Here is a 26185-nt window from a genome sequence, read left to right on the forward strand (position 1 = left end):
TTCATCGCCACCGCCGCTCTCACATTGTCGGGAGTGCATCGGTGCTCGTCTCCTCTTTGGCTTTGCTCGTCATTCTTTTTTTGTCGGGGCAAGGAGAGTTAACAAAGAGCGTATATCCTGCGCGCCCAGTTTCATTAATGCACTGAACCGCTGGCTGTAAACGGTCTTCACACTAACTTGCCGCGTTCTTGCCTGTTGTGGAACAGAGCGAAACTGCAGTGTTTGACGCAATACGCTGCGTTCGTGTTCTGTCAATTCGTGACTCATCCCCCCCCTCTCAGCCATCCATTCCTCTGGCGTGGCTAATACCGCACTGCACAGTGCCGGCAGAGAAAGCCGGGCGTCCACAATACGCACATTGGCCATTCCCATAGCGGTGAGCAGGGGCTGTACGCCCGCAACATCAAAGGGTGATAGCACCACCACCTGATGATAACGCTCCGCCGCGTACGGCATCACCTCACTCAGTTGCAACAACGCTATTAACGCCTCCCGGGTCAGGGACGGCAGCCGCACGACCAGGCACCGCACAATCTGATTATCTAATGCATAGGGCCACGTCATCTGTAGCGCCTCATCCAACGAACTGACACCGACGACACGCTTCCCCCCTTCCATAAAGGGAGGATGTTTTAACGCGGAATGCAGCCCCATACGGCCGTAGCTACAGGCATCAACACATGCCACAAACCAGCCGTGTGCCTCACCAGGCGCTGATGTATACCTAGCCAGGCCGGGCGCATAGTCATAGGTATAAAGTCGATTGCTTTGGGGGTCAGCCATATCTCTACTCTCCTTGCGAGCGACTCGCTGCAATCAATGTCATGCGCGGTGTTACCCGGCATTCACGGGAAAAGAAGCCAGTAAAATCCCAGTGCCAGCATGCCCATCCAGCCGGCCCCCAGCGCGCCGCAAAACATCATTTCTTCGGTCGGGGACAGTGCAACGCAGCGGCCGGCGTTAAACACGGCCACCAGAGTTGCCATGCCTAGCAGCAAGCTCAGCGAGTTTTGGATAGGTGGCGAAAGAGAAAACCCCGCTATCCGAGAAAGCCACACGGTACCAACCATGACTGCCCCGATGCGTAGCGTCCCAAATATCCCGTTATCCCCGCGCAAAAATCGCCAAAACCACAAGGCAGGTGCGGGTTGCAGGGGCGGTAATATCCACAACCCGCCAATCAGCAATGCCGTGATACCCAGCCACAGCATCGCCAGTACGGCCAGTGCCACCAAAAATGTCATGAACACACGCTCTCCATCACTTACTGCTCATCGCACTTGCCGTAATACGTTACCCATCGAGAAATAACGTCAACCGTATAAATTGAGATTCCACCATTACACAAAAAGCGCATATATTGGCGAAAGCTCTAGGCGTGTTGGCTTGCGGAGTTAAGAAGTAAAAACACTGAGCGCGCGTCAAACAATTTTCGCTCTACCAATCCCATCAGCCATGCCAGCTCGACTATCGATAACGTTCCTCTAGATGTCACATCCACCCGCCGCGCGGATGGCAAAAAACAGGTGTAATTAAGTAACTCAGCTTGATAAATACATCGTTAAAAAAAAGCCTGAAAAATAACAACATTCAGTTATCCAATGGTTAATCACCTTTATTTTCGTGTCGATTAAATGTATTCAGACTTCGGTTTTTGACGATTCTATAATGTTTAATAAAACAAAAAACAGAAAAAACAAACAGTATACCAGCAGCAATAATCTCCCACATAGAATGCCCTTGGCCTGATATTTAGGCAAACACATAAAAATACAGCACAGCAATCCGCCAGGGGCGCCAATACGTCACATTAGGTATGAAAACCTCATCGGCAGCCGTCATTCAATGTGGGATGAGGTTAAAAGTGGTAGCGCACACCGGTATGCAGAGAATGCAGTTGCATCTTAGAATGCACATCGCCATCCCCTTTGATGATACCGTTGGCCGCAGACCAATTCGTGGTAATGTCCCCCGCATCCGTATAGGTGTAACCCAGTTCAACAGAGACGTGTTCTGTCACATCCCAGGCAACGCCGGCTCCCAACGCCCAGGCCAGATTGGTCTTCTTGCTGCTGTAGCCTTCTTCGGCCAACGCCTGTCCGCCCACATTGCTGCTGGTCGCGATATTGTGACGCACGAATGCTGCCCCCACCCCTGCCATGACATACGGTGTAATGTCGTTGCCCAGCGGGAAGTCATAGAAGGCGTTCACCATCAATGTATTGACGCGTGTCTTCTGACGAACGTCGGCTGTCGCCGGTAACGCGAAGTTGTTTTTAGCATCCCCGTTCCAATAACCGTTGGCTGACGGTTTGAACGAGAAGTCTTTCTCGGATTTACCGAAGGTCTGGAAGGCCAGCTCAGCCCTGACAGGCTGCTGCCAGTCGTCAGCAAAGCGATAACCCACGGCAATCGACGGCGAGAACACAGAAGAGGAAGTATTCTCCAACTGCGATTTACCCATATCCCAGTTCAAAGCCCCTATCGTAGTCCCCGCTTCACTCGCCGTATTCTCCGAATTACGGAACTGTGATGCCCCGAGTTTGCCGGAAAGGTAAAAACCGGATGAAATTGTTTCCGCCATGGCTCCCGCCGACATCAGCGAAAAAATCACTCCTGACAATACGCGCATTTTCATTATCACTGCCCTCTGCCTCAAAAATTAGCTCTCAATATTTCGCTGTAAGACTCAGCACGCTCCGTGCACGCAAACAATTTTCCTGTCACGCCGGGCAAACCCGGTTTAGGCAGAAACGTGTTTGACTTCAAGCAAAGCGGTATTACTGATAATCCAGCGTAAATGTCGCCATTGAATTGGCCGTCCCCGCCGTGACGGCACCGCCTGCCCTGACATATCGGGCATAAAACGGGATCGATACGCCAGGAGCATTCATTGCAAACCCATAGGTAGGTGTGATGTAACCCGGAGCAATGCGTTTGCGGTTCCAATCCAGCAATTCCACACCAACGTTTGTTGCCGTACTACCTGCCGTTAGAGCGAATAACCCACTGTTATTAGCATGCGGCGTTCCACTCCAACTGACCTTGACGCCAGGTGTAGGTCCACAATCCTCAAGGTTGATAGTAAAGCGCGTTAACGGCATCACAGCCGGGGTTTCCACAAACTGTTTGGTCGCCCAAATACCCAGGTTTACCGTTTTGTCGATTGAGTCCGTGCTGAGTGAGCAGGCTGGATGTATCAACGTTGCGCGCATATAGAGGTTAATCACTCCCAAGTCCGCCCAGGCGGGTGTCAAGGCACTTAACCCCGCCACGAAAATAAGCGGACGAATAAACTTCACGCCCTTCCGATAAGGAGAACGGGTGATGGAGTCAATAGATAGCATTATTCATTCTCCATTTATCAGGGGAAGTCCACACGCAAATACGCTCGAGACGTTACTGGCCCTTCAGTCGGTTTATTACCGGTCACGCTGACGGGATAGGCCTGAATAGTGACGTTTTGACGCGCATTGCTATCCAGCACGAAAGGGATCACACTGGACAAATTATTTGGCACCAGTGGAGTTCCGTTATTATTAGTCACGCGGAACCCGACATCATTATTCTCATCCGAGACCACAATATTGCCATTGGTTTTATCCGCCTGCAGGCGCAAAGATAACTGAGCATTACCAGCAACATTGTCACATTCAACACTGATAACCCTCGATTTTGGCTGAACACCTAGAGCAATAGCCCCTGCATCTTTAAATGCACCAGAGGATACATTACCAAAGTTAATATCAATAACCTGGCCTGCATTTAACTTACATGACTGCGGCACGGTAATATTTACGTTAACAAAAATCCTGTCAGTAACCAATTGCTTACTAGCACAACCAGCAGGCCTACACCTCCCAGTCTCCACTAACAGTATTCTTTTGCTATATGATCCTCCAATCATTTTTTTATCTATTCTTAACTTCGCCTCATAGTGAGCCGCTGCTCTATTTGTAAGCTGCCCTTCATCAAAAACTTCAGGGTTACACGTATTGGCATTGCTAACTAAGCCATTCGATGGGACGAAAGATCTCCCACATGCACTTACACTACTAAGTGCAATTGAGATATAGTCATCAATCTTGGTATATTGCCAATCAGAATAGCTAGTACCAGCAGGAGGAATTGCCCCCCCCGAATAAGCAGACCAGCCCTGCTCTTGGCCTGCAGAATGTCGAATACTGATATCAAGCCGAGGAACATTGTTGCTATTAACCGTCATTCCAACAACGTTATCGTCAGAGGTTAAGTTACGACTAATCTCCACTGTCGAATCGCCACACCCAGAAACACAAGAAAGCGCATACGCATGACCATTTAAAATGAAAAAGAATATAGCTGCCTTCAAGATATAATATTTAAACATTGCATGTCCTCGCAGTTATATCACTGCCTTGCAAACTACAGACACCCAGCACGCGCATAACTGATGCCGCGCTTCTCTGCGTCTTTGCCCAACTGGTAGCTCACCGTGCATTGCTGCGATGCCGCATGACCCCAGACCACGTTCAGTTTGCCGTTAGGTTTCAGGCCCGACATGAATACCTGACCCGCATCACCCACGATGCCACCACCGCCACCCGTTTCGTCGCTCACCGACGCCCCAAACGGAACCGGTTTGCCATTACGCTGCGTCAGCGTGATTTTCGCCCTGGCACCGATGCGCGCATCGAAGTTGGCTCGTACCAGAGCGCCTTTGGTTGGCACCACGTTGGTGACAGCATTGTCCAGCTCGGCGTTGTCTTGTAGCGTGGTCGTATCCAGCGCAATACGGTTCGCCCGGTAAGAAGTGGCATACGGCACCACCGCATACCCCCGCCAGTCGGTGCTCACCCCTGTCGCGTTCTGCACCCGAACGCTGTCTGCGCCCGGCGCCTTTACCAAGACGTTAGTGTCACCCAGCGGCTGGCTGAGCGTTACGCCGTCCGCATGCGCCACCACCCCACCGCTCAGGCCGTAGTTCACCTGCTGGTAGTGTTTGCCGTAGCTGTAACCAATATTGCTGTTTGCATAGCGCCCCTGATAGCTCAAACTCGCCGTACCGGTCGCACCGCCGCCCTTCGTGGTGTGGCCCTGCTGCACGCTATAGCTGAGGTTATTGTCATCCAGTAATGTGCCACTGACACCCGCCTGTTGAGCAACCTTGTTGTCCGCGTCATGCGTCACCGAATACGTGGCGTAAGCCGTGTTGGTCGAGTTGGTGATATCGCGCGCCTTGCCCGTCCCCGTCAGCCAGCGACTGAGTGGTACCGAGACGTTGAACGCCACGCGGCGGTCCGCATCGCTCAGGCCCGGGCTCTTGTTCCACGACCAGTTCAGGTTGTAGTTGATGTCTTCCCAGTTGCCGCTATACCCCACTTGCCACAGTTGGTCTTTCTCACCGGTCCGCCAGTAGGTCTGGTGGCTGCCGGTCACGTACGCCGTGCCCACATCAAACACTTGCTGGCTGATGTTGAGTTGCAGCCGCCCTTTCTTGCTGTAATACAGGTTGTGGTAGTCCAACAGCTCCGGTTTCGTATCAACCGGGCCGTCCTGCGTCTTCAGGCGATATCCTTCCATCTGGCGCCACGCCGTTTCGCTCAGCGTGTAGAATCCCTGGGTCGAGTATCGATAGCCCAGCAACTGGAAGTTGGTGCCGTAATCATTCAGCGACTTGGCGTACAGGAAGCGCAGAGACTGCCCTTCTTTTTGGCTGTCGTCAGGCAGCACGCTGCGTGCATGCGTCACGTCCGCTGAGACTGCTCCCCAGTTACCCAGGTTTTTACCTGCACCAAACGCAAAGGACTGGTAGTTGTCCGACAACTGGGAGCCGCCATACATCGTCACCCCGGCCGGTAGCCCCCAAATAAGCGTCCCCTGCCAAAAGTCCGGCGAGTCCTGCAGGTCAGAGCCGGAACGGAACTCACCGGCCGTCAGGGCGTACTTCACCCGCCCCTCACGTTGCAGTACCGGCACCGCCGAATACGGCACGGTGAACTGGCTGATGGTACCGTTATTTTCACGCACGGAGACCTGCAGGTCGCCACTGGTTGAGGTCGGGAACAGATCGGTGATTTCGAACGCCCCTGCCGGTACGTAGGTCTGATAAATCTCATACCCGTTCTGTCGGATGGTCACCTGCGCCGGGCTGTTCGCCACGCCACGAACGGTCGGCGCAAAGCCGCGCATGCTGTCCGGCAGCATACTGTCATCGCTGGCAAGCTGCACACCGCGGAAACCGACGCCGTCAAACACATCCCCTTCGGTGTAACTGTCACCAATCGTCAAGGCGCTCTTGAGTGGAATGATGCTGCGCTGCGCATAGGTGCTGACGTTACGCCAAGTGTTGTTACGGTAGCGCCCATTTTCGCTGTAATTCCAGGTACTGTAATTACGCAGTCGCCACGGCCCGATGTTCAGCCCGCTGTTCAGGTTCAGGAAATAGCTGTTGTAATTGGCGTCGCTTTGGGTGTTCTTACTGTTGCTCCCCGAGAAGCTGTAGTTCAGCAAGCCGGCCGTGATGCCGTTGTCCCAACGCTCAGGCGGAATATATCCCCGAACGTTATTCCTGAACGCCGCCTGAGGAATGCTGATATCAAGACGCTGGCGCTCAAACTCGAAGCGTGTCTGCGCCTTGTCAAACGACGCAGGCAGGTCGGCACATTGATCTCCCGTCAGCTTCAGCAGCGCTGGCGACGCCTGAATGTTAACATCCTGCTTCTCCAGCCAGGTACGAGACAGGCAAGGCACCAGACCAGTGTCGTCCGCCCCTTTCCGGCCTTTTTCCAACGCATCAAACCGCACATCCTGCGTGCCGATATATTCCTCATTGATGTAGACCTCAACACGGTACATTCCAGCCGGTTGGCCTTCCCCTTGCGCAAAACGGGATAGATCCGCTACTTGCGAAGCATCGCCGGAGAGAAACGCCGGGTTGAAATACTCTTCCGCGTAGCTAAAATTCACACCCAGCCCCATCATGGCAAAGCACGGAAGCAGAGATAGTTTGGCCCACACGGCATTTTTCCTGAAATACGCCGGCAGCTTGAAATACTGCATAACTTACTCCTCTGGCAGCACAAACGGGCAGTCGCTATTTGCTGACCGCGCACTGTTACTTAATTCTGATATTCAGCTCCTGCCGTCAGACTTTACCCGTCAGTTAATCTGAACCTTGGTTGCAGGCGTATTGGCACCGTAATCGTTAATTGTTTGATAGCTTAATGTTCCCGTTGCCACCCCGTTCGGCAGCGCCACGTGCGCACTGGATTTTGGCGGCACCATCGTGGTATCGACATTCCGACCACCAATGGACATATTCACCAGCGTCACATAAAACGGTGAACCATTACTGATATTCAGCGAATCACCGCTGCGGTTAAATTTCAGCATGGAAGGCGCATCCGCCGACTTTTCCGTCAACCCGGCTGGGCGAACAAACAGCTTTATGCGTGCCAGCACGGCAATTTGCAGAACATTATTATCCTTGACCTCGTCCTTATTGATTGACGGGATCGCCTTGTTGTTCAGCCAATATAATGTCTCGCGATCCTGGGGCAGTTTTTCACCGCTATAAATAATACGCAGTGTGTTTTCACTTTTCGGTTTGCTGACAAATAACGGCGGTGTAACAATAAAGTCCTCCGTTTTTTTGCCCGCTTCATTCTCCACCCAGGTCTGAATCAAATACCGGTTATGTTCATCACTGTTATTGACCGCCAGCGAAACCTGTCGCGCATCTGCCGGATAAACCACACGCGTAGAGCCAAGCGCAATACCGCCCGCCCAGGAAAACGACGGCAGCATTAACAACGCGGTGAGACCGGTGACGGCAACGGCTTTTTTAAATTGGAAAAAATAAGAATAAAACACGGAAACCTCACTTTTACTCATTCCGCACCCGGTAGGCATGCCGGTATAGAAATATCGTCGTGATTATTGATAGGTGAGAGCGAACCAGGTAAAGGCATCGGCATTCCCCCCGGTCACCTGACGCGATGTAGCCCGATAGCGCGCATGAAAGCGCAAACTGTTATCACCTTCATGCAGTCGGCTCCAGACGCGCGGCTGAGTATTAGGCGCGATAATTTGCCCTTGCTCATCAAACAGCGCCAACCCGACCCCCGTGGCCGCATTCCCCCCCTCCCCGGCTTTCAACACCAGTGGATCCTTGCCATCCGTGACACCAAAGAAAGTCACGCCGACCTGGTCACTGACGGCCGTGCTGCATTCCGTTAAACGGATACTGAAGCCAACCGGCGACGTCAAACTTCCCACTCCGCTGAACTGGTTGCTCCGCAATTGCCCCATGTCTACCGTCTGATTTTGGCTATCGGTAGCAACCGTACAGGCTTCCGCCGTCAGCGAACCGCGAAAATGAGTGATCCCACCGTCAATCACGACGTGATGCCGATCCCCTGCCAGGGCATCGCCGGACGCCATGAGCAGGAGCACGATCCCTGCGCACAACTGTTTTCTGTACACTTTCGCCTCCTGTTTATCGGTAAAGACCGCCGTTACCGGCGGTCAACATGTCACAGGACAAAAAATCAGTTGTATTCCATCTTGAAGGTCGCATCCGCGTCCGCTTCACCCGGGGTGACGGCGGTTTTGGTGGACTTGTAGCGGGCGGTGAAGCTCAGCACGTTGGAGCCATCAACCAGTTTCTGTGCCGTTGAGAACACGGAACCGTCCGGCTTCAACACTTTGCCGGTGTGATCGGAGATTTCAATGCCCACACCAGATGCGCTACCGGCGGCACCACCAGCGATATTACTCACGGTCAGTACAGTCGAGTCGTTCGCATCCAGGCTGCCATAGAATGAGGCTGCCGCTGTGGTTGACACGCTGGTATCACAGTCTTCCAGCTTGATGGTGAACGGCACCGCATTGGAGCGTGCACCTACAGAAGTAAAGTTAGCCGTGCGGAACTGACCCATCTTCACGGTTTGATCAACGGAGTCCGCGCTAACCGCACAGGCCGCGTTGACAATCTGGCCGGTGAAGTGAACGGTACCGCCGGTTACAATTGCCGCTGACGCCACGGTGCCTGCGGACAGCAATGCCAGTCCCAGAACAGATTTGATAAAACGCTGCTTGCTCAACATACGTAAAGTACTCCTTACTTAAACCTTGTTAATTTCGATAGAAAAAATCGACGACACCATGTCGTATCCGCCCCCGACATCCGGCAACTGAATCTCACCGTCACTGTCTAAAAGGCATCATTCCAGTTAGTCAATTAGGACCATTTTGACTATCTCGTTTTAAAGCAGACGAATTACCCAATTCGCACCAAAATGGTGAAGTAAAACACCTGTAATATTTTGATTTTTAATAGATAAAACTATTATTTAATTTTTAAAAATAAGACTAACAAAAGGAATTAAGTAAAGGATGTGGATTCAAGATGAGGAAAAAAATGAGGGAAATGACAATCAGGAGAAAAAGACAAAACACTTTTGCCTTTTTTTACAACAAGGTATAAATGAAATAGTGGAGATGTAAAAAAATATTGCGCTTTTCAAAAAGCCAATCTAGAATGACTTTAACAGTTTGGTCCTATTTGTCTCCCTCGCAGTTTAACTTTTCCTTGCCACACCCCTTCGAAGCGTTCAGCGTTGCTGGCCGTGTAACTGACCGTATGACGAATATTACGGTGCCCCAGATAGTCCTGTATCAGACGCGTATCAATGCCCCGGTCGGCCAGCGCGAAACCGCAGGCATGGCGAAGCATATGCGGATGCGATACCACGGGGATATTGGCCTGCACCCCAAATCCGCTGATAAGTTGGTACACCCGCTGGCGTGACAGTTGACCGCCTTGGCGAGACAAGAATAACCAGTCGCTCTCTGCCCCCGGCTTGGTCTTGCGGATTTTTAACCAGGCGCGTATCGCTTTTATTTCGTTGTTCAGCAGCGGATGATTGGTGCTAAACCCATTCTTCATCCGCCGGATATACAGGCTCTTCGCCTGCAGGTCCATGTCCGACAGCCTCAATCGACAGACCTCACTGACGCGAAATCCGTGGATAAAGCTCATGTACACCAGACAATAATCCCGTTCCGGATTTTTGCTCTCCTTCGCACAGTTCAAGAGACGCTCCACCTCTGACTGCGTCAAATGCTTTCGTTGATTCATACTACCTCTTCAAACACTCGAGACTCATTTCACATCGCGAATTATCCTGCCTTTATCCCATGTGAAACACTTGAAAGCACCGTGATGGTGCGCTCATTCCCTTGATTACCGCAGATGAACAGCTCAGAGCATCAAATCAAAAAGTTACTTAAAAACAAGATAAATAGCCAGCCAACGACCAGCTTGCAGGATTATATCATGGCGGGTAGGGTCGCACTGTGACTTCTTTGCTGGCGACCCCGCGTAAAGGATAGCGTAGCGACTTCGTTAGGGAGCAGGTAATGGCGTAAAGACCATCTCGGGCACACATCCGCTGGATGCCAGTGGCGGCAGGCTATCGGCAGCGCGACGTAGCGTAAAGGTGGAGGGAAAAACGTCATCACTCCACACGGCCAACTGTTTTCCCTGGCGCAATTTCTCCCAGGCGCTCGCAAACGCCCGCAACCCCGTGGAGGACGTCAGCTCATTCACCAACACCGCTTCGCCACCATCCACAGAGATAAATAGCAGCACGGGTTGCGTCTCAAAGTCATGGTTGGTGAAGCGCTGCCCCTCTTCATTGACATAAATGACATAAGGCGTGCCGTTGGTGGTGCAAATCAGGGTAAAACTGGATAGCCCATCCCCTTTCACTGTATAGGCAGTGGCGCGCCCCCACTTTTTATCCCCTTCGTAGGCATTGAGCGGCGCCATCGCGCCCAACAACATTCCCACTACGGTCACCATAATACGTTTGAACATTCACTCTCTCCTTGTTGGCAATGATTACGCCTCTCCTCTCACGACTTCAACCGCGCTTCGCTGAGACAACACGTGACACATGGCGCAACATGGCAGAGTCATGTTGCTTGACCGCCTCGATGGCGAGCAAAAAAGCAACACAACCAATTGCAACGTTAGTTTATTATGAACAAATAAACTAATAACCTATGGTGACTAATTGTTAGTTTGTTTTACCTGATGCGCATTTAAGACGTAAATAAACCGGCCGGAGCCGGTTTGAGTTCGCTGACCTCGTCCTGGTTAAGGCCATGCAATGAACGCTTTATCAATACCCCCAGATTGATGCTAAAAGATCCCCCTTTATCCCTATGCGGCTCACAGATTCATTACTCGCCGTTATATTTCGACTTCTTTCAAATGTATACATCCTGTAATCTATTAAGAAAATACTAACTATGGTGGGCGTATGGCAGGGAAAGCCGTGATTTTACAAGGCGACAAAACCTCTCATGGTGGAGTCGTGTTACAGGGATCGTCTGTGATGCAGTTCTGCGGAACAAACGTAGCACTGGTGGGGCATTTGGTTTCCTGCCCGCTATGCAAAGGGGTTTTTCCCATTGTCACTGGCGCAGAAACCGCACTGGTCGGTGGGGTGCCTGTGGCGCTGGAAGGCATGAAAACCGCCTGCGGAGCCGCCCTTATTGCTTCACAACATGAATGTAATGCCTGACGGCAACGTCGTTCAGCGCTAATCACTCCGCCAGAAGCGGCAGAGTCGCAAAATAATGGACAAGACTCTTTACCAGGGAGCAAGGATGCCGTGGCTACGTTAGATACGCTACAGACCGATTCAGACATTTTCCCACCGCGCACCTCACTTGCCGCCGGGCTGCTTGCGACGCTGAACGGCAGTGAATATGCGGTGAGCCACGCGGACATCGCACTGCTGCTGCGCGCCCTGCCGGAACAAGGCCGTGGTGTCACCCTCACCATTCTGCTGATTGATCGCCTGCTGCGGGAGCTGGATCGGCACCTGAGTGCCCAGATGGATGCGATCCTGCATGCTCCGGCGTTTCAGCGCCTGGAATCGACCTGGCGCGGGCTAGCCCTGCTGGTCGATAACATCCCGTTTCACGAGAACATTCAGCTGACGCTGCTCCATGCCACTCAGGAAGAGCTGCTGGCGGATTTCGAATTCTCCCCAGACATTACCTCCTCTGGCTATTACCAGCATGTCTATTCGGCAGGCTACGGCCAGTTTGGTGGGGTGCCGGTAGCAGCGGTGATTGGCTGCTATGATTTCACCCCCGGTGCCGCCGATATCAAACTGCTGCACTACCTCAGCGTGGTCAGCGCCATGGCGCACGCGCCGTTTCTTTCGGCGGCAGACGCCACCTTCTTCGGCGTTGATTCATTGGCCGACCTGCCCGCCATTCTTGATTTGGATGCGGTCATGGCTGCACCGACACATCTGCGCTGGCAGGCACTCAGAGCTACTCCGGATGCCCGCTATTTGGGGCTGACCGTGTGCCGTTTCTTGCAGCGTGAGCCTTATACCCCGGCGTCACAGCAGGTCCGGCAATTTGTCTATCAGGAACAGATTGCAACACATCAGCACCTGCTGTGGGGCAACAGCGCCTTTTTACTGGCGCTCTGCCTGGCGGGCAGCTTTGCCCGTTATCGCTGGTGCCCGAATATTATCGGGGCGGAGAGCGGCGGAGCGTTCCGTAACCTGCCCGCTCGCTACTATGCGGCGCTGGGGCGTTGGCAAGAGAAGATCCCAACCGAGACGCTGCTGTCGGACCAGTGGCAGTACCGCTTGTCGATGGCCGGGTTTATTCCGCTTGGGGTGCGCAAACAAGGGCAGGACGTGGTGTTTTATTCGGCCAACTCAATCCAGTCGCCGCAATATACCGACCTCACGCCTGAAGGGATGAACGCCCGGGTCAATGACCAACTGGGGGCGCAACTGCCTTACCTGTTTATCATCACCCGGCTGGCGCACACCATCAAGGTATTGCAGCGTGAGCGGCTGGGTAGCTGGCGCAATCGGGGAGACCTGCAGCATCAGCTCAACAACTGGTTAAAACGCTTTGTCTCCGATCAGGAGAACCCACCAGCCAGCGTACGCAGCCGCCGCCCGTTACGCGCTGCACGCATTGAGGTGCAGGAAGTCGCGAATGATCCCGGCTGGTATCTGACACAGCTGCATGTGCAGCCGCATTTCAAACACATGGGCTCCAACTTCGTCCTCGCCTTGACCGGGCGCCTGGATAAATAACCTCCAAGACAGGATGTCTTCAGCATGAACCGGGATAAACATCGGCAATTCCCTCCAGCCCGTCGGCGCAAAGCGCTACACCAGGCTGCCGAGGTGCTGCAACAAACACATGCCCCGCTGGTTTCCTTCCTGACCGCACCCAACCACGATCCCGATGTGGAGCGGCAATTGGAGGGCATGGCCTGGATGACCGGGCAGTTAGAGGGGCAGTTGGCAGACCAGCTACCGAACCTCACCCACCATATGCTGGCCCTGCTGTGGCCCTATTTTCTGCGGCCCACTCCCAGCATGACCGTGCTGGAATGGCAGCAGGATTACCTGTCAGATCCCGCGCAGGCTTGCCCCCAGATCGCCAAGGGGGCCACGGTGGTCAGTATCCCGCTGCCGGTGACAACCGGTAAGGAAACGCTGCGGTGCCATTTTCGCACCTGCCGTGATACCCGGCTGTGGCCGTTACAGGTGCAGGCGGTAAGCCGCGAGCAGCGGCACGGCCATGACAGCCTGTGCCTGCAACTGGTCACCACGGCGGATCGGCCGCTGGATCTCACTAGCCTGAACGGCCTGCGGCTGTATCTGGGGGAAGACCTGCACACCGGGCAACAACTGCATTTGTGGCTGAGTGAATACCTGGGCCACGCCACGCTGGAAGTGGGGGGAAAGACGTGGCCGCTGCCTGAACTGGCGCTCACCCCGGTCGGTTTCAACGACGAAGAGGCGCTGCTGCCGTGGCCACAGAATGCCGATCCCGGCTATCGCCTGCTGCAGGAGCACGCCTGTTTCCCCAACGCCTTTTTATTTATGGACGTGACGGGCTTCCCTAGTCTACCTCCGCTATCAGCCTCTCACGGCTTTACCCTGCGGTTCACCTTCTCCCGGCCTTTACCGTCCGCCCTGGTTATCAACCGCCAGACGGTGCGCCTGCATTGCACGCCCGCCATCAACCTGTTTAGCCACTACGCTGACGGAGTCAGCCTCGATGGCACGCAGTCAGAGCTGCCGTTATTCCCCAGCGTGCGCCATCCCGAGGATTACGACGTGTTCTCGGTAGATGAAGTGACCGGCGTATCAGCCCTGAGTGATACCCCCTGCCGCTATGCGCCGTTTGAGCGTTTCAGCCAGCAACAAGACGCGGGGTATTACCACGTGCGGGTCACCTCATCGCCCGTGGGGGGCTTGAACCATCACCTGGCGTTGATCCGCCACGGAGAAAACCTGGACAACCTGCCGCCGGAGTCGGTGTCCGTACGGCTCACGTGCAGCCACCGCCGCTTGCCGTTGCACCTGAAAGTAGGAGAACTCCGCCAACCGGCCACCGGCTGCCCGCCGGGGGTTCGTGTGCACAATATCACCCGCCCGTCGGTCCCCCTTAGTCCGAGGTTGGATGCCACCTTGCAGGCGGCCCTGCTGCGTAATCTCTCGTTGAACAGCCGCTCACTGCTGACGCTGACGGCGCTGCGGCAGGTGCTGAGCGCCTGCGATCTGCCCGCCTGGCACAGTGAACTGGCGGCAGGGGTCTCCCGGCGGCGCAGAGCGGGGTTACTCAGCCTGACCGTGCGCCCGGCTGAACGTCATATCGACGGTGTGCCGATCGATGGCCTGGCTTCGGTGCTTACGGTGCGGCTCCAAGGGGCGTTTGACTCAGAAGGCGAGCTCTATCTGTATGGCCGGGTACTGGCACGGTTCCTGGCCCAGCGCGCCAGCGTCAACCATTTCCATACCCTCACCGTGGTTAACCAAGATAATCAGGAGTCTTACCGCTTTCTATGATCCCTAGTGCAGAGCAGGAGCAGCAGCTCCAGGTTATCGCCGATAACGTTAGCCAGTATGACTTCTACCGCCTGGTGGAAGGGCTTAACCGGCTGGCAGGCATCGATCCGGCCCGCACGCTCGGCCTGCCACCGAACCGGGAGGCGTTGCGTTTTACCGCCGCTGCCGGATTGGGCTTCGCCGCCAGCGATGTGGTGGCGTTGCAACATGAACCGGGTGGGCCGCTGCGCCTGGAGGTGAGCTTTCTGGGCCTGCAAGGCAGCCAGTCGCCCCTACCCTATTACTACCTGGATGACATTGCCGGGAGCACAGCGCAGGGAGAGACGCGGCTCAACGATTTTCTAGCCGTGTTCAACCATCGGCCCCTATCGTTGGCGCACCAGATTTGGCGCAAATACCGCTATGAGATCACCTTCAAACCGGGGGGCCGCGATGCTACCTCGGGGCGTATTTTTGCCCTGATAGGCCTGGGCCATCCGCAGACGCGAGAGCAGTTGGGTATCAACGCCGAAGCCATGCTGGCCTACGCCGGTCTGCTGGCCTCACCGGGCCGTTCGCCAGAAGTGATCGCTCGCCTGGTCGGCCACTTCTTTTCACTCCCGGACGTGACGGTGCAGTCTTGTATGCCCCACGTCATGACGTTGAGTGACGAGCAGCAAAATCGCCTGGGGCAGGTCACCGCCGTGCGCGGGCAACGCCATCAACCCCGTTCGCTGCTGGGGGGCAACTTTGTGATCGGCAGCCGAATGCGCGATCGCAGCGTCAAATTTCAGCTGTCGATCAATGAACTCACGCAGGAACAGTACCTGTCGTTTTTACCTGACGGTAAGCAGCATCGCCTGCTGGTCAATTTTGTCGAGTACATCCTGCGCGAACCGCTGGTCTGGGATCTGCGCCTGACGCTGGCACGGCATCAGGCGGGGGGGCTGAAGCTCGGCGACACACAACGGACCCAGTTGGGGTGGACCACCTTTGTGGGGCAGCCCGAAGAGAAACCCTACACCCTGTTGCCTGTGCGCAGGTAGCCAACGTCAAGGATTGATATGAACTTTACCGATCATCTCAGAGAGGAACATGCCTACCTGCGTGCGCTGGCGGACAAGGTGGGGCAGGAAACCCCTTCACTGGCCGCGCAACTGGGCCGCCATGCGGGCGATCCGGATGTGGAATGCCTGATCCAGGGGGCGGCAATGCTGAATGCCGGGCTGCGTCAACGCCTGGAGGACGGCTTCCCCGAAGTCACGCAGGGGCATCTTGCACGTACCTGGCCCTTCCCCTTGCGGCCTATTCCGGCCTGTGGCGTGGTGAACGTCAGCGCCAAAGCTAGCACGCTGGATGCGCCGTTAACCTTGCCCGCGGGAGAATCGCTCTCCCTGTTGTCCGATGGACGTACGCAGGTGTTCCAGACCTGCCATGCCTTGACGCTGCAACCGCTGGCCCTGATTGACCGGCAGTTGCTGGTCACCAACTCCCACAGCGAGATCCGCCTGACGTTTCAGTATCAGGGGCCGGGTGACACTTGGCCAACCCAGCCGCTGTCGCTATTTCTGGGTGACGATCCACAGGTGGCGGCGACGCTGACCCTGTGGTGTGAACAACATCAGGACCGGCCCGTGCTACAGGTGGAAGGACGACAATGGGTGCTGGAGACGGTGTTGTCCTCCCCACGGCCCACTGCGGATAACCGCATTCTGCCGCACGAGGGGGAAACCACCTGGGCGCTGCAGAGCCTGGCCGAATACCTGTACCTGCCCCATGTGAATGATTTCCTGACGCTGGATTTTGGCCCGATGCACTCAGGGCTGACGTTGGGGAACAGCCGTACCTTTACCGTCATCCTCACGTTCAACGGGGAGATCCCACTCACCCAGGCCCAACTGGCCTCGGCTTTTATGCTGCACTGCGTCCCGGTGATCAGCCTGGCGGCACAGAAAAGCGCCCCCATACGGCTGCTACCCGGGCAGAGCGTTTACCCGCTGCCGTATGCCGACGATCGCTGGGTGTATGCCATCACCGGCGTCAGCATGCTGGAAGAGCCGGATACCCTGCGGCGGGGCCGACGGGTGCACTTCCAGCCCGACAGCGAACTGACGCCGGGATCGCGTTATGCACCCGACGCCGGGTTGGCGCTGTTTTACACCGTCCGGGTCAGCGGTGATGTCCTGGGGCGGATGCAGCATGAGCTGGTGCTGTGCAACAGTGCCGGGGAGCCGCTGACCGAGCCCCCTTGCCGGGCCGTGGTCTGCGATTTGCTCACCACCTCGGCGCAATCACCCACGTTACCGCTTGGCTCCCCTTTCCTGCTCGGCATGGCGGTGACCGACACCTTGGACGTTACTACCGTCACCCGATTTTCGACCCCGTACCCGGCGGTGGTGGACAGCCATCACCATTGGCGGCTGATGGCCTGCCTGTCGTTCAGCCCCGCGCTTCTCAACCACCGGGAAACGGTGCAGCGGGCGATCGACGATTTTTGCCTGCACGCCCGGCACAACCTGCCCCAGGTCCGGCACATTCGCCGGGCGGTGGAGGGCATCACCGCCGTCAAGACCGAACCGGTGAATACCCTGATGGGGGAACGGCTGCGGCGCGGTTTGCAGATGACCCTGACGCTCGATGACCAGGCGTTCGACAGCCCCGGCGAAGCCTACACCTTTGCGGCGGCGCTGAGCGTCTTCTTTACCCATTGCCTGACCACCAACAGCTTCCTGCTGCTGGATGTGATAACCGAACCTTCACAGCGGCGCTGGGCATTGCCCCTGGCGCGCGGCCAACGAGCCATGATGTGAGACACCACAAGGAGTGAACGATGGACAGCGGATTATTTTTCAGCAGCCAACTCGGTGAACTGCCTCCGGACACCTTTGACGTGGCCGGTTTTACCCTGGAAGAAGGGTTGTCGACCCTGTTTACCCTGACGGTGAACCTGGTCAGCACCCGGTCAGACATCGAACTGGAAGCACAGTTGCTGCAGCCGGGGGCGTTGACCGTCACCGTCAGTGGCAAGGAACAGCGCACGATCCCAGGGCTGATTGCCAGCCTGACTCAGGGGGAAAGCGGTTTTCGCCGCACCTACTATCAGGCGGTGATCCGCCCGGATGTCTGGGTACTGAGCCTGAAACAGGACAGCCGGATCTTCCATTTCCTGTCGGTGCCGGACATCGTCAATCAGGTATTGGACGAACACCGCATCCCTTACCAGAGCCATATCCAGCAGACCTATCCGCCGCGTGAGTACGTGACCCAGAAGCGCGAAAGCGACCTGGACTTCATCCTGCGGCTGATGGCCGAGGTGGGGATCAGCTTCTGGTTTGAAGATAACGAACTGGTGTATGGCGATTCGCACCTGAGCATGACGGAAGGTATCCCGCTGACCTTCAACCCGCATATCCAGTCGCCAACCCAGGGCGACATCGCCCATCGGCTGACCCTGGGAGCGTTCATGCAGTCACGGGAAAGCGTGCTCAAGGACCGTGAACACCGGCGGCCAGACCATCCTCTGCAGTTTAAGCAGAGCGACCCTGCATTGGGCGGTGAAGCCACCCAGTACTCGGTATTTGAGAGCTATGGCCGTTATCAGGATGACCAGACCGGGCCGCAGCTCAGCACCGTGCGGCTGGAGGCCATGCAAGCGGGCACCCAACAGGGCGCAGCAGAAACCAACAGCATCCGGCTGATGCCGGGCACAATTTTTACCTTGCAGGGCCACCCGGTGCAGGCGCGTAACGATCGCTGGCAGGTGATCACCGTCAGCCACCGTGGGGAGCAGCCTGCCGCGCTGGAAGAAGAAAGTAACGGCAGCGGCACCACCTTCACCAACTCGCTGACCTTTGCGCCGGGGAATATCGACTGGCGACCAAGCTACCGTTACAAACCGCTGGCTGACGGTGACGAGGTGGCCACGATCGTCGGGCCCAAGGGCGAGGAACTGTACGTCAACGAACTAGGCTGGGTGCGGGTGCATTTCCACTGGAACCGTTACGACCCGGCGGATGAAAAAGCCTCCTGCTGGGTGCCGGTCTCCAACCAGTGGGCGGGGGACGGCTTTGGCTCGGTGACGCTGCCAAGGATTGGCCAGGAAGTGCTGATCAGCTACCTCAACGGCGACATCGATCGTCCGGTGGTGAGCGGGCGTTACTACAACGGCCTGAACAAACCGCCGTACCCGCTGCCCGCCAACAAGACCAAATCGGTCTGGCGCACCAAATCGCACAAGGCAGAGGGCTTTAACGAACTGTCGTTTGAGGATGAGGCGGGCAGCGAGGAGATTTACCTGCACGCGCAGAAAGACCTCAAGGCTCTGGTCAACAACGATGCGCACTGGGACATTCGCGCCAACCAGAGCAGCAAGATTGGCGGCAACAGCCTGAGCGAAATCGAGGGCAACCGGGAAAGCCGCATCAAGGGCGAACTCACCCTCCACACCAGCGGCAAAAAGTCCGAACTGGCCGACGGCGAATCCCATTTGCAGGTTGGCAGCGCCTATGTGGTGAAGGCTGGGCAGGAAGTGTCGGTAGAAGCCGGGGCCAAAATCACCCTCTCGGCGGGCAGTGAGCTAACGCTCAAGGCCGGGGGCAGCTTTATCAAACTGGCACCGGGGGCCATTTTCACGTCGTCATCGTTGCAGGTAGGCAGTGGCTCTGCGGGCAGCGGACAAGGCGTCAACCTGAAGATGCCGGGTGTGGTGCCGTTGTTGGCGGCACCCACGCTGATCCAGCAGGGAGTGCTTAGTAGTGATGCCCCTTATTGCGAAGAGTGTGAGAAATGTAAAGCCGGAGGTTGCCCGATAGATGAGGCCCCTGCCAAGCCGAGTGCCCAAGGCGCAAGCAGCGGCTTTGTACCGCAATCCGGTGGAGCGATGCCAGCAACGGCCAGTGTCTCTCAAGGGATGCCCGGCAGTGGCTGGGCCTCGACAGGCGGTGTTTCTCAAGCGTTGCCTAACGTTGGTTCGCTGCCTATCAGCGGGCTGACCTCAATGGTTAACGCAGGCAACCTGTCCGGTGCCACGGGTAAAGACTATTTGAATATGCTCGGCGATCGGCTTAAAGGCTCGCAATCTGCTGATGTAGAAGAGCTATTCAAAAAGATGGGCAAAAAGTCATGAGCAAAAGATCCGTTTTTTTGTTCTCGGGAGGAATGGATATCGTCCTCTTCGGCACGCTAGCTGGCCTGGCGCAGCCAGTTTAAGGCCGTTCTTTAATCAAGGAGAAGATGACCATGTCAAATCGTGTACAGGACTGGGTAAGAAACACGGCGGGTACACCGTTGTATGCCATCCTGGCCAATACCCATGGTGCGCAAGGCATCAAAGCCTATTACCGTGAGGACGGTAGCCGCACGCCGCACGGGCTTTACGCCAATACGCCCTATGCCAACTGGTTTGAAGTGATGCCGGTGCTGGTGCAACTTAACGAAGGCAGCCCATTCTTACGCTGGGTGGCAGAAACCCCTTTACGCAACTGGGGCTGGCTGGCACGTTCGCCGTTGCCGCAGGCTGCCCTGGCGACCCACCTTGCCGGTTTGACGCAGGTGATCATGCCCAGCGGCAAAGCGGTGTTTTTCCGCTATTGGGATGGGCGTTATCTGCCAGCTTACCTGCGCTACTTTGGCGATGAGTGGCGCACTATCCTGCCGGTGTTCTCCGATTACTGGGTGAACGGCGAGGGTTTTACCTGCCCAGTGGATCCTTCTGCGCAGGCCCAGATTAGCCCCTGGTGGCTGGTGCCCCAAGGGATGGTAGATGCATTGCTGGATGAAGATCCAGAACCGCTGATCGCCAACCAGCTGACCTGGCTGCGCGAGAATGAGTTTGAACTCTATCAAGCCGTGCCAGAACCGGTTCTGCGCCAGATAGCGCTGCGACTTTACCCACAGGTCTGGCAACAGACGCCAGATCCGAAGAAGCGAACCGCACGGCTATCCCAGGCCCTGGTAGATGCGCTGAGCTGCCGTACCAATCCGTTTGAGGTGATCACCTTCAACGTTTCCTCTTTTCGACCGTGAGTAATGGACTATGACGACCGAATATATTGCGAGTATTGACAATGCCTTGCTGGGCTTCAAAAACAAGACCCTGATCACCCAAGAGTATCGGCAGATCGTCAAGGAGTGGGCCACGGCCAGCAGCATTTCCGGGCGATTAGGTGGGCCGACGCTGGAGATGGAAAAAACCCTGCGGCTCAACGACAGCAAGACCGTGGTCTCGGAAAACGATCGCAGCTTTGAGAGTAGCGTAGTGACCTGCCCGAAGAGTGGCGAGATCAAGGTTGCCCTCGCCTACGAGTCTACGCTCGAACTCCCCATCCCCGATGTGACCATTGAGATCTATGAAGATGTCAGTTTTGGTTTTGACTCGAAGGTGGCTACCCAGCAGACCGATGAGCAAGGCATAGCCCGTTTCCCTAGTCTGACTGCGGGCAAGAAATATTACGTTAAAGCCACCGATCCCCAGCTTGAGCAGCACAATGACCAGATGCTGCAAGCCTATGACGGCCTGATGCTAGAGATGTACAACACCTTGTCAACGCAATGGCAGACCTACAAGCCGCAGTGGCAGCTGAGCCCAATCAATGCAGGCCTGTTGACCGCGCTGGGCGCTGGGCTGTACGACGGCATGTTCGGGCTGTGGGATGACGTAAAACTGGCCTACGACGTGATCACCGACCCCGCAAAGTACGGGCAGAAAATCTATGCGGAAGCGGGTAAGTATAAGGATCTCATCACCCAGTTAGATGAACAGAAACTGAAGTCCCTGCTGGAAGGCAGCAAGCAGATGGCCCGCGAGCTGTTGGCGCTGTTCAATGATGAAGCTGCGTTGTACCTGTTTATGCGTTCGGTGGAACTGCAAGTGCGTATGTACCCCTGGGGTGCACTACTGGAACCGATGGTAAAAATAGGGGGTTCCATTATCAGCGATGCGTTGGTCGGCATTGTCTTCGGGGCGCTGCTGACCCTGATGACCGCCGGGTTGGGCGTGGCGTTTCTGATCTATAAGGTAGGCAGCTTGCTCAAGAAACTGGGCAGCGCATTGCAGTCTGTCTGGCAGGGGCTGAAGACGATTCTGTTTGCCACCCTGGAACTAGTCAAACGGTTCTTTGAGAAGACTCGCCAAATGAACCTCAAGCGCCAGGCCAATGCCAAGTTGAAACAGGATCGGAAAAACCAGCTGGGTTCGTCAAACCAAACTGGTCTGGTGGATAACTCAGGCACGGTGAAAAACAGCCCTGCGACAAATGCGGCTGACCAGTCCACGGTGAACTCGCAGTGCACCCCCGGCACCGGCTGTCCGGTCTCGCTGATCAACGGCGAAGAGTTGCTTACTCTGGACGATGGGCAACTGATTGGCCTGACGCCCTTTATCTTCCAGCGTCAGTACCGCACCACCGCGGTCGAACGCACATCGGTGTTTGGTTTTGGCTGGAGCCACAGCCTGCAACATCAGGTGGAGTTTATCGGTGATGAACTGCACTGGACCGATCACCAGACCCTCACCACCATTCTGCCGTTACCTACCGAAGTTTCCCCAAGTGGGCTTAACTATGTAGCCGGGGCCGCCGCCTATCTGGACGAGGAACCTGATAGCTACTGCCTGATGGCCGGTAGCATGGAAGGCTGGGTGTTGCATGTGCATCGGGTTACGGGGCAAACGACCGGGCGCATCACCGGCCTTTCACACCGCCAGTTGCGGTTGACCCTGCATTATCACGATGGCTTACCTGTTCGGCTGGAACATCCGGCTGGTGCAGCCTTGCAGTTCAGCTATCAGGAGCTACCTCAAGGCTGGCGCCTGACGCAGCTGAGCCTGACCCCTGAATCGGGTCGGGAAGAGGCTCTCCATCCGCTGATGACCTATGAGTACGATGAGCGGGGGCAACTGAGTGCCGCTATCAATGCGGCCGGGGAAGCCGAGCGCTATCAGTACCGTGATGACTATGTGTTCAGCCTGCGGCAGTTGGCTGGCGGAGCTGAGTTTTACTGGGAGTGGCAAGGGGAAGGCAAACAGGCCCGTGCGGTGCACCACTGGAGCAACCTGCCGAACTTTGACCAACGTTTTCTGTGGGATGAGCAACCCGGGGCCGTCACCCTGGTCCATCAGGACGGCTCACGGGAGACCTGGCAACATGACACCCGCTTTCGTCGCCTGATAAAGAAGGTCGACCCGGACGGCGCGACCCACCTCAATGAATACGGTGAACGCGGTGAGCTGCTGAGTGAAACCGATCCATTGGGCAACCGCACCGAATATGGTTATAACGGTGAACTGCAGTGCACCTGGGTGCGCACTCCTGACGGACAAGAGACCCAATACCGTTATTCGCGGGGCCGGGTCGTAGAGAAAACCACCTGGAGCCTCGATCAGGAGGACAAGATCCGTGAACGGTATCGCTACGACACGCAGGGCAACCTGACGGAAGAAACCGATGCGTTGGGCAATACCTGCCACTACCTGTGGTCTGCGCAAGGGGCACTCAACGAGGTGCAATACCCGGATGGCAGCCGCGAGCGCTTTGTCCGCGATGCCTTTGGCCAGGTTCTGGAACACCATCAGCGCAACGGGCTGACCCACTATTATCGCTACAACCTGCTGGGGCAAGTGATCCGGCACAGCGACAGCCCACTGGACGAGGCGGGGGTAAACGGTACCCGTTATACCTGGAATGCCGCCAACCGGCTGGAGGCTATTCACGCGCCTGACGGCTCAGTGCGCCACTACCGGTACAACGCCTACGGCAAGGTGACCAGCGAACGTGATGAAAAGGGGCTGACCACCCAATACGAATACCATCCAAACTCCCATTTGGTGAGCCGAGTCATTTACCCCGACCTCAGCCAGGTGGAATACCGCTATGACAACCCGAAGAACTTCGTCAGCGACATCATCAACCAGAACGGTGAACATCATCGGCTGGACTATCACCCCAACGGGTTGGTGAGTGAAGAGCACACCGTTGACGGACGCCACTTCCTCTATAACTACGACCTTAACGGGCACCTGACCCAGCGCACCGAGTACGGCACTAGCCAGAGTGAACAGACCGCGCTGGTGACCCGCTACGAGCGGGATGCTGCCGGGAGGCTAGTTCGCAAAGTGTTGCCGGACGGCAAGGAAGTCTGTTACGCCTACGATAGTTTTAACCGCCTGCGCCTGGTGGATGACGGGCATTGGCCATTGGCGTACGGCTATGATGAGGTTGGTCGCCTGACGGAGGAGTATCAGGGCTTTGCCAGCCTGTTTTACGGCTATGACAACGCGGGCAACCTGACGCGCCAACGCCTGCCCGATGGCAACCTGCTGGCTTACCACTACCAACAGGGGCAAGTCTCACGCATTGACCTGAATGGCCGCATACTGAGTGAACACCAGTATCGCGGCGAGCGGGAAACCCGGCGCATCACCGGTGAGGTGGTAAGCGAGTTTGATTATGACGCGCAGCAACGCCTGCGCCATCAACGTGCTACTGCCGTAGTGCAGGCAGAACTGGAGGGTGACGCCCCAGACGTAACACCGGTGATGCAGCGCCGTTACGAGTACGACCCGGCAGGCAACCTGACGCAGATCCTCGACCCGCACAAAGGCAACCGGGAATACCGCTACGATAAGCAACATCGCCTGACCGAAGCGCTGCACCACCCGATAGCCTACCCCGAAGCCTTGCCGCAGGCGCTGCGCTGGAGGGGTATCAGTGAACAGTTTACGCACGATGCAGCGGGTAACGTATTGGGGAACGATGCTGCCTCCCGTGGAACACAAGTGCGTGGCAACCTGCTGAAGCAGAAAGGCGATGTGCGGTTCGAGTATGACGAGTTTGGCAACCTGACACGTGAAGTGCGCAGCACCAAGCCACTGTGGGTGCGGGAGTTCCGTTATGACTGCCAGCACCGGCTGGTGGAATTTATTGAACAACGCCAGGGGCAGAAAACCCACTTTGCCTATACCTATGATGCCTTTGGTCGACGCATCCAAAAGCAGGACCTACTAGCCCAACGGCCTAATGCCATAACCCGGTTCTTCTGGCAGGGTGAGCGGATGGTGGCAGAATGCGCCGACGATGATAATATCTTCACAGCGGATGACCCAAAACCGGCGCACCTGGCGACCTATAAAAGTTACCTGTACAGCCCCGGCAGCTTTGTGCCGTTGGTGCAGTTACTGGGCAAAGGACGCAAGTCGGAGATTTACTACTACCTGAATGACCACCTGGGTACCCCGCAGGAACTGGTCAACGGCAAAGGACAGATTGCCTGGAGCGCGGCGTACCGCGCCTACGGCAATCTGGCGGTAGCGTTCGTTGAATCTGTGCCGCAACCACTGCGTTTTCAGGGGCAGTACTTCGATGCAGAAAGCGGGTTGCACTATAACCGGCATCGTTATTACTCACCGGAGACCGCAAGGTTTATCACTCCTGACCCTATTGGGCTGGCCGGTGGCCTAAACCAGACGCAGTATGTACCTAACCCTACTGGGTGGGTGGATCCGCTGGGGTTGACTAGTGTGAAGAGGGGGTGCCCTCCGGACTCAGATATACCGGCTGGGGTGAAGACGGGTGAGCCTGCGGTACCCGAACCAAATATTGTTTATAGGGCATTGACAGAGCAAGATGCTCAAAGGCTAGCATCTGGAGGTTCTATACAAGGAAAATCTCCTGATGGGACTTGGACGGCTGCGGAGCATGTTGCTAATAGATCATTCGATCCGAGTTTATCTGGAGGAGCATTTGAAAATAGCCCTTGGATATCTACAACAAAAGATTTAAATATTGCAAGAGCTTATGAAGGAGGGCATGGTATTATTGCAATTGATCTAAACAAAGTTCCATCCACTCAGGTTGAAGTTTGGAAGCATGCTCCAAGAGTCAATGGTATAGATGGTTTACCTTATCACAGATCAATTTGGGCACAAGAAGTAACCATATTCCTGGAAATTCCACCGTCTGCAACTATGGGAATGATAAAATGAATACACATTTAGAGTTACTAGAAGAATTAAGAAAAATAACCACGGATTTCATATATCCTCTAACCTTAGAGGGAGTGGTTGTCGAGGTTGCTTTTAACAATTTATTATCCTTCACTGATAACATGACAAGGATTTTTAAAAATGAGGATTTCTTACCGAAAAACATTTTGCGAGAACTTTTATTGACCATTTGCGCCATGAAAACGCACAGCCAAAAATTAAATAGCAATGAGTTTTATGAAATGACTTTAAAATTAGAAAAAAACTTCAACCTAATCATTGCTGGCGAGTCGATAGATGATAGAAAACCCGGCGTCCCAAGGATTATATAAAC

Annotated in this window: 20 protein-coding genes; 9 read left to right on the forward strand and 11 right to left on the reverse strand. The window is 55.5% G+C overall.

The annotated features are described in order from the left end of the window. Nucleotides 1–69: 69 nt before the first annotated feature. The 11 genes from ACMV5I_RS06375 to ACMV5I_RS06425 all read right to left on the reverse strand — a co-directional run bounded on the left by ACMV5I_RS06375 (nt 70) and on the right by ACMV5I_RS06425 (nt 10864). A complete protein-coding gene (locus ACMV5I_RS06375; protein WP_414823913.1) occupies nt 70–783 on the reverse strand; it encodes a helix-turn-helix transcriptional regulator in 714 nt (237 codons plus the stop codon). 62 nt (nt 784–845) lie between these two features. Continuing rightward, entirely contained in the window at nt 846–1250 is a 405-nt protein-coding gene (locus tag ACMV5I_RS06380) for a hypothetical protein (protein ID WP_414823914.1), read from the reverse strand. 608 nt (nt 1251–1858) lie between these two features. Beyond that, nucleotides 1859–2638, reverse strand: coding sequence for an outer membrane protein (locus ACMV5I_RS06385; protein ID WP_414823915.1), 780 nt, complete (start codon nt 2636–2638; stop codon nt 1859–1861). Nucleotides 2639–2780: 142 nt separating this feature from the next. After that, the gene (locus ACMV5I_RS06390; protein ID WP_209529090.1) at nt 2781–3347 is read right to left on the reverse strand and encodes a fimbrial protein; all 567 of its coding nucleotides are present in this window, start codon (nt 3345–3347) and stop codon (nt 2781–2783) included. Between the two features lie 17 nt (nt 3348–3364). After that, a complete protein-coding gene (locus tag ACMV5I_RS06395; RefSeq protein WP_414823916.1) occupies nt 3365–4369 on the reverse strand; it encodes a fimbrial protein in 1005 nt (334 codons plus the stop codon). 35 nt (nt 4370–4404) lie between these two features. Continuing rightward, on the reverse strand, nt 4405–7041 hold the full coding sequence (locus tag ACMV5I_RS06400; RefSeq protein ID WP_414823917.1) for a fimbrial biogenesis usher protein: 2637 nt from the start codon (nt 7039–7041) through the stop codon (nt 4405–4407). A 99-nt stretch (nt 7042–7140) separates the two neighbouring features. Then, nucleotides 7141–7788 (reverse strand): fimbria/pilus periplasmic chaperone, encoded by a 648-nt coding sequence (locus ACMV5I_RS06405; protein WP_414824015.1) that lies wholly within the window; start codon nt 7786–7788, stop codon nt 7141–7143. Nucleotides 7789–7917: 129 nt separating this feature from the next. After that, nucleotides 7918–8466, reverse strand: coding sequence for a fimbrial protein (locus ACMV5I_RS06410; protein WP_414823918.1), 549 nt, complete (start codon nt 8464–8466; stop codon nt 7918–7920). 65 nt (nt 8467–8531) lie between these two features. After that, nucleotides 8532–9089 carry a type 1 fimbrial major subunit FimA gene (fimA, locus tag ACMV5I_RS06415; protein WP_414823919.1) on the reverse strand — a complete coding sequence of 186 codons (558 nt, stop codon included), beginning with the start codon at nt 9087–9089 and terminating at the stop codon, nt 8532–8534. A gap of 440 nt (nt 9090–9529) precedes the next feature. Further along, nucleotides 9530–10123 carry a tyrosine-type DNA invertase gene (locus tag ACMV5I_RS06420; protein ID WP_414823920.1) on the reverse strand — a complete coding sequence of 198 codons (594 nt, stop codon included), beginning with the start codon at nt 10121–10123 and terminating at the stop codon, nt 9530–9532. Between the two features lie 267 nt (nt 10124–10390). Further along, nucleotides 10391–10864 carry a hypothetical protein gene (locus tag ACMV5I_RS06425; protein ID WP_414823921.1) on the reverse strand — a complete coding sequence of 158 codons (474 nt, stop codon included), beginning with the start codon at nt 10862–10864 and terminating at the stop codon, nt 10391–10393. 448 nt (nt 10865–11312) lie between these two features. On the opposite strand from ACMV5I_RS06425, the gene ACMV5I_RS06430 reads away from it, so the two are divergent. From ACMV5I_RS06430 to ACMV5I_RS06470, 9 genes are all read left to right on the forward strand, one after another. Next, nucleotides 11313–11576 (forward strand): PAAR domain-containing protein, encoded by a 264-nt coding sequence (locus ACMV5I_RS06430; protein WP_024484455.1) that lies wholly within the window; start codon nt 11313–11315, stop codon nt 11574–11576. A 90-nt stretch (nt 11577–11666) separates the two neighbouring features. Next, on the forward strand, nt 11667–13127 hold the full coding sequence (tssC, locus tag ACMV5I_RS06435) for a type VI secretion system contractile sheath large subunit (RefSeq protein WP_414823922.1): 1461 nt from the start codon (nt 11667–11669) through the stop codon (nt 13125–13127). A gap of 24 nt (nt 13128–13151) precedes the next feature. Further along, nucleotides 13152–14894, forward strand: a complete 1743-nt coding sequence (gene tssF, locus ACMV5I_RS06440; RefSeq protein ID WP_414823923.1) for a type VI secretion system baseplate subunit TssF — start codon at nt 13152–13154, stop codon at nt 14892–14894. Next, on the forward strand, nt 14891–15919 hold the full coding sequence (tssG, locus tag ACMV5I_RS06445; protein WP_059199175.1) for a type VI secretion system baseplate subunit TssG: 1029 nt from the start codon (nt 14891–14893) through the stop codon (nt 15917–15919). The genes tssF (ACMV5I_RS06440) and tssG overlap by 4 nt, the downstream gene beginning before the upstream one ends. Before the next feature lie 18 nt (nt 15920–15937). Then, nucleotides 15938–17683, forward strand: coding sequence for a type VI secretion system baseplate subunit TssF (gene tssF / locus ACMV5I_RS06450; RefSeq protein ID WP_414823924.1), 1746 nt, complete (start codon nt 15938–15940; stop codon nt 17681–17683). Between the two features lie 20 nt (nt 17684–17703). Continuing rightward, the gene (tssI, locus tag ACMV5I_RS06455) at nt 17704–19998 is read left to right on the forward strand and encodes a type VI secretion system tip protein TssI/VgrG (protein ID WP_414823925.1); all 2295 of its coding nucleotides are present in this window, start codon (nt 17704–17706) and stop codon (nt 19996–19998) included. A gap of 113 nt (nt 19999–20111) precedes the next feature. Further along, complete coding sequence (locus tag ACMV5I_RS06460; protein WP_051346276.1) at nt 20112–20897, forward strand: DUF4123 domain-containing protein; 786 nt, start codon at nt 20112–20114, stop codon at nt 20895–20897. Between the two features lie 10 nt (nt 20898–20907). After that, nucleotides 20908–25851 carry an RHS repeat-associated core domain-containing protein gene (locus ACMV5I_RS06465; RefSeq protein ID WP_414823926.1) on the forward strand — a complete coding sequence of 1648 codons (4944 nt, stop codon included), beginning with the start codon at nt 20908–20910 and terminating at the stop codon, nt 25849–25851. Continuing rightward, nucleotides 25848–26183, forward strand: a complete 336-nt coding sequence (locus ACMV5I_RS06470) for a hypothetical protein (protein WP_414823927.1) — start codon at nt 25848–25850, stop codon at nt 26181–26183. The genes ACMV5I_RS06465 and ACMV5I_RS06470 overlap by 4 nt, the downstream gene beginning before the upstream one ends. Nucleotides 26184–26185 lie beyond the last annotated feature (2 nt).

The organism is Serratia sp. T13T92, assembly GCF_047530105.1.
GTDB classification, from domain to species: domain Bacteria; phylum Pseudomonadota; class Gammaproteobacteria; order Enterobacterales; family Enterobacteriaceae; genus Chania; species Chania fonticola.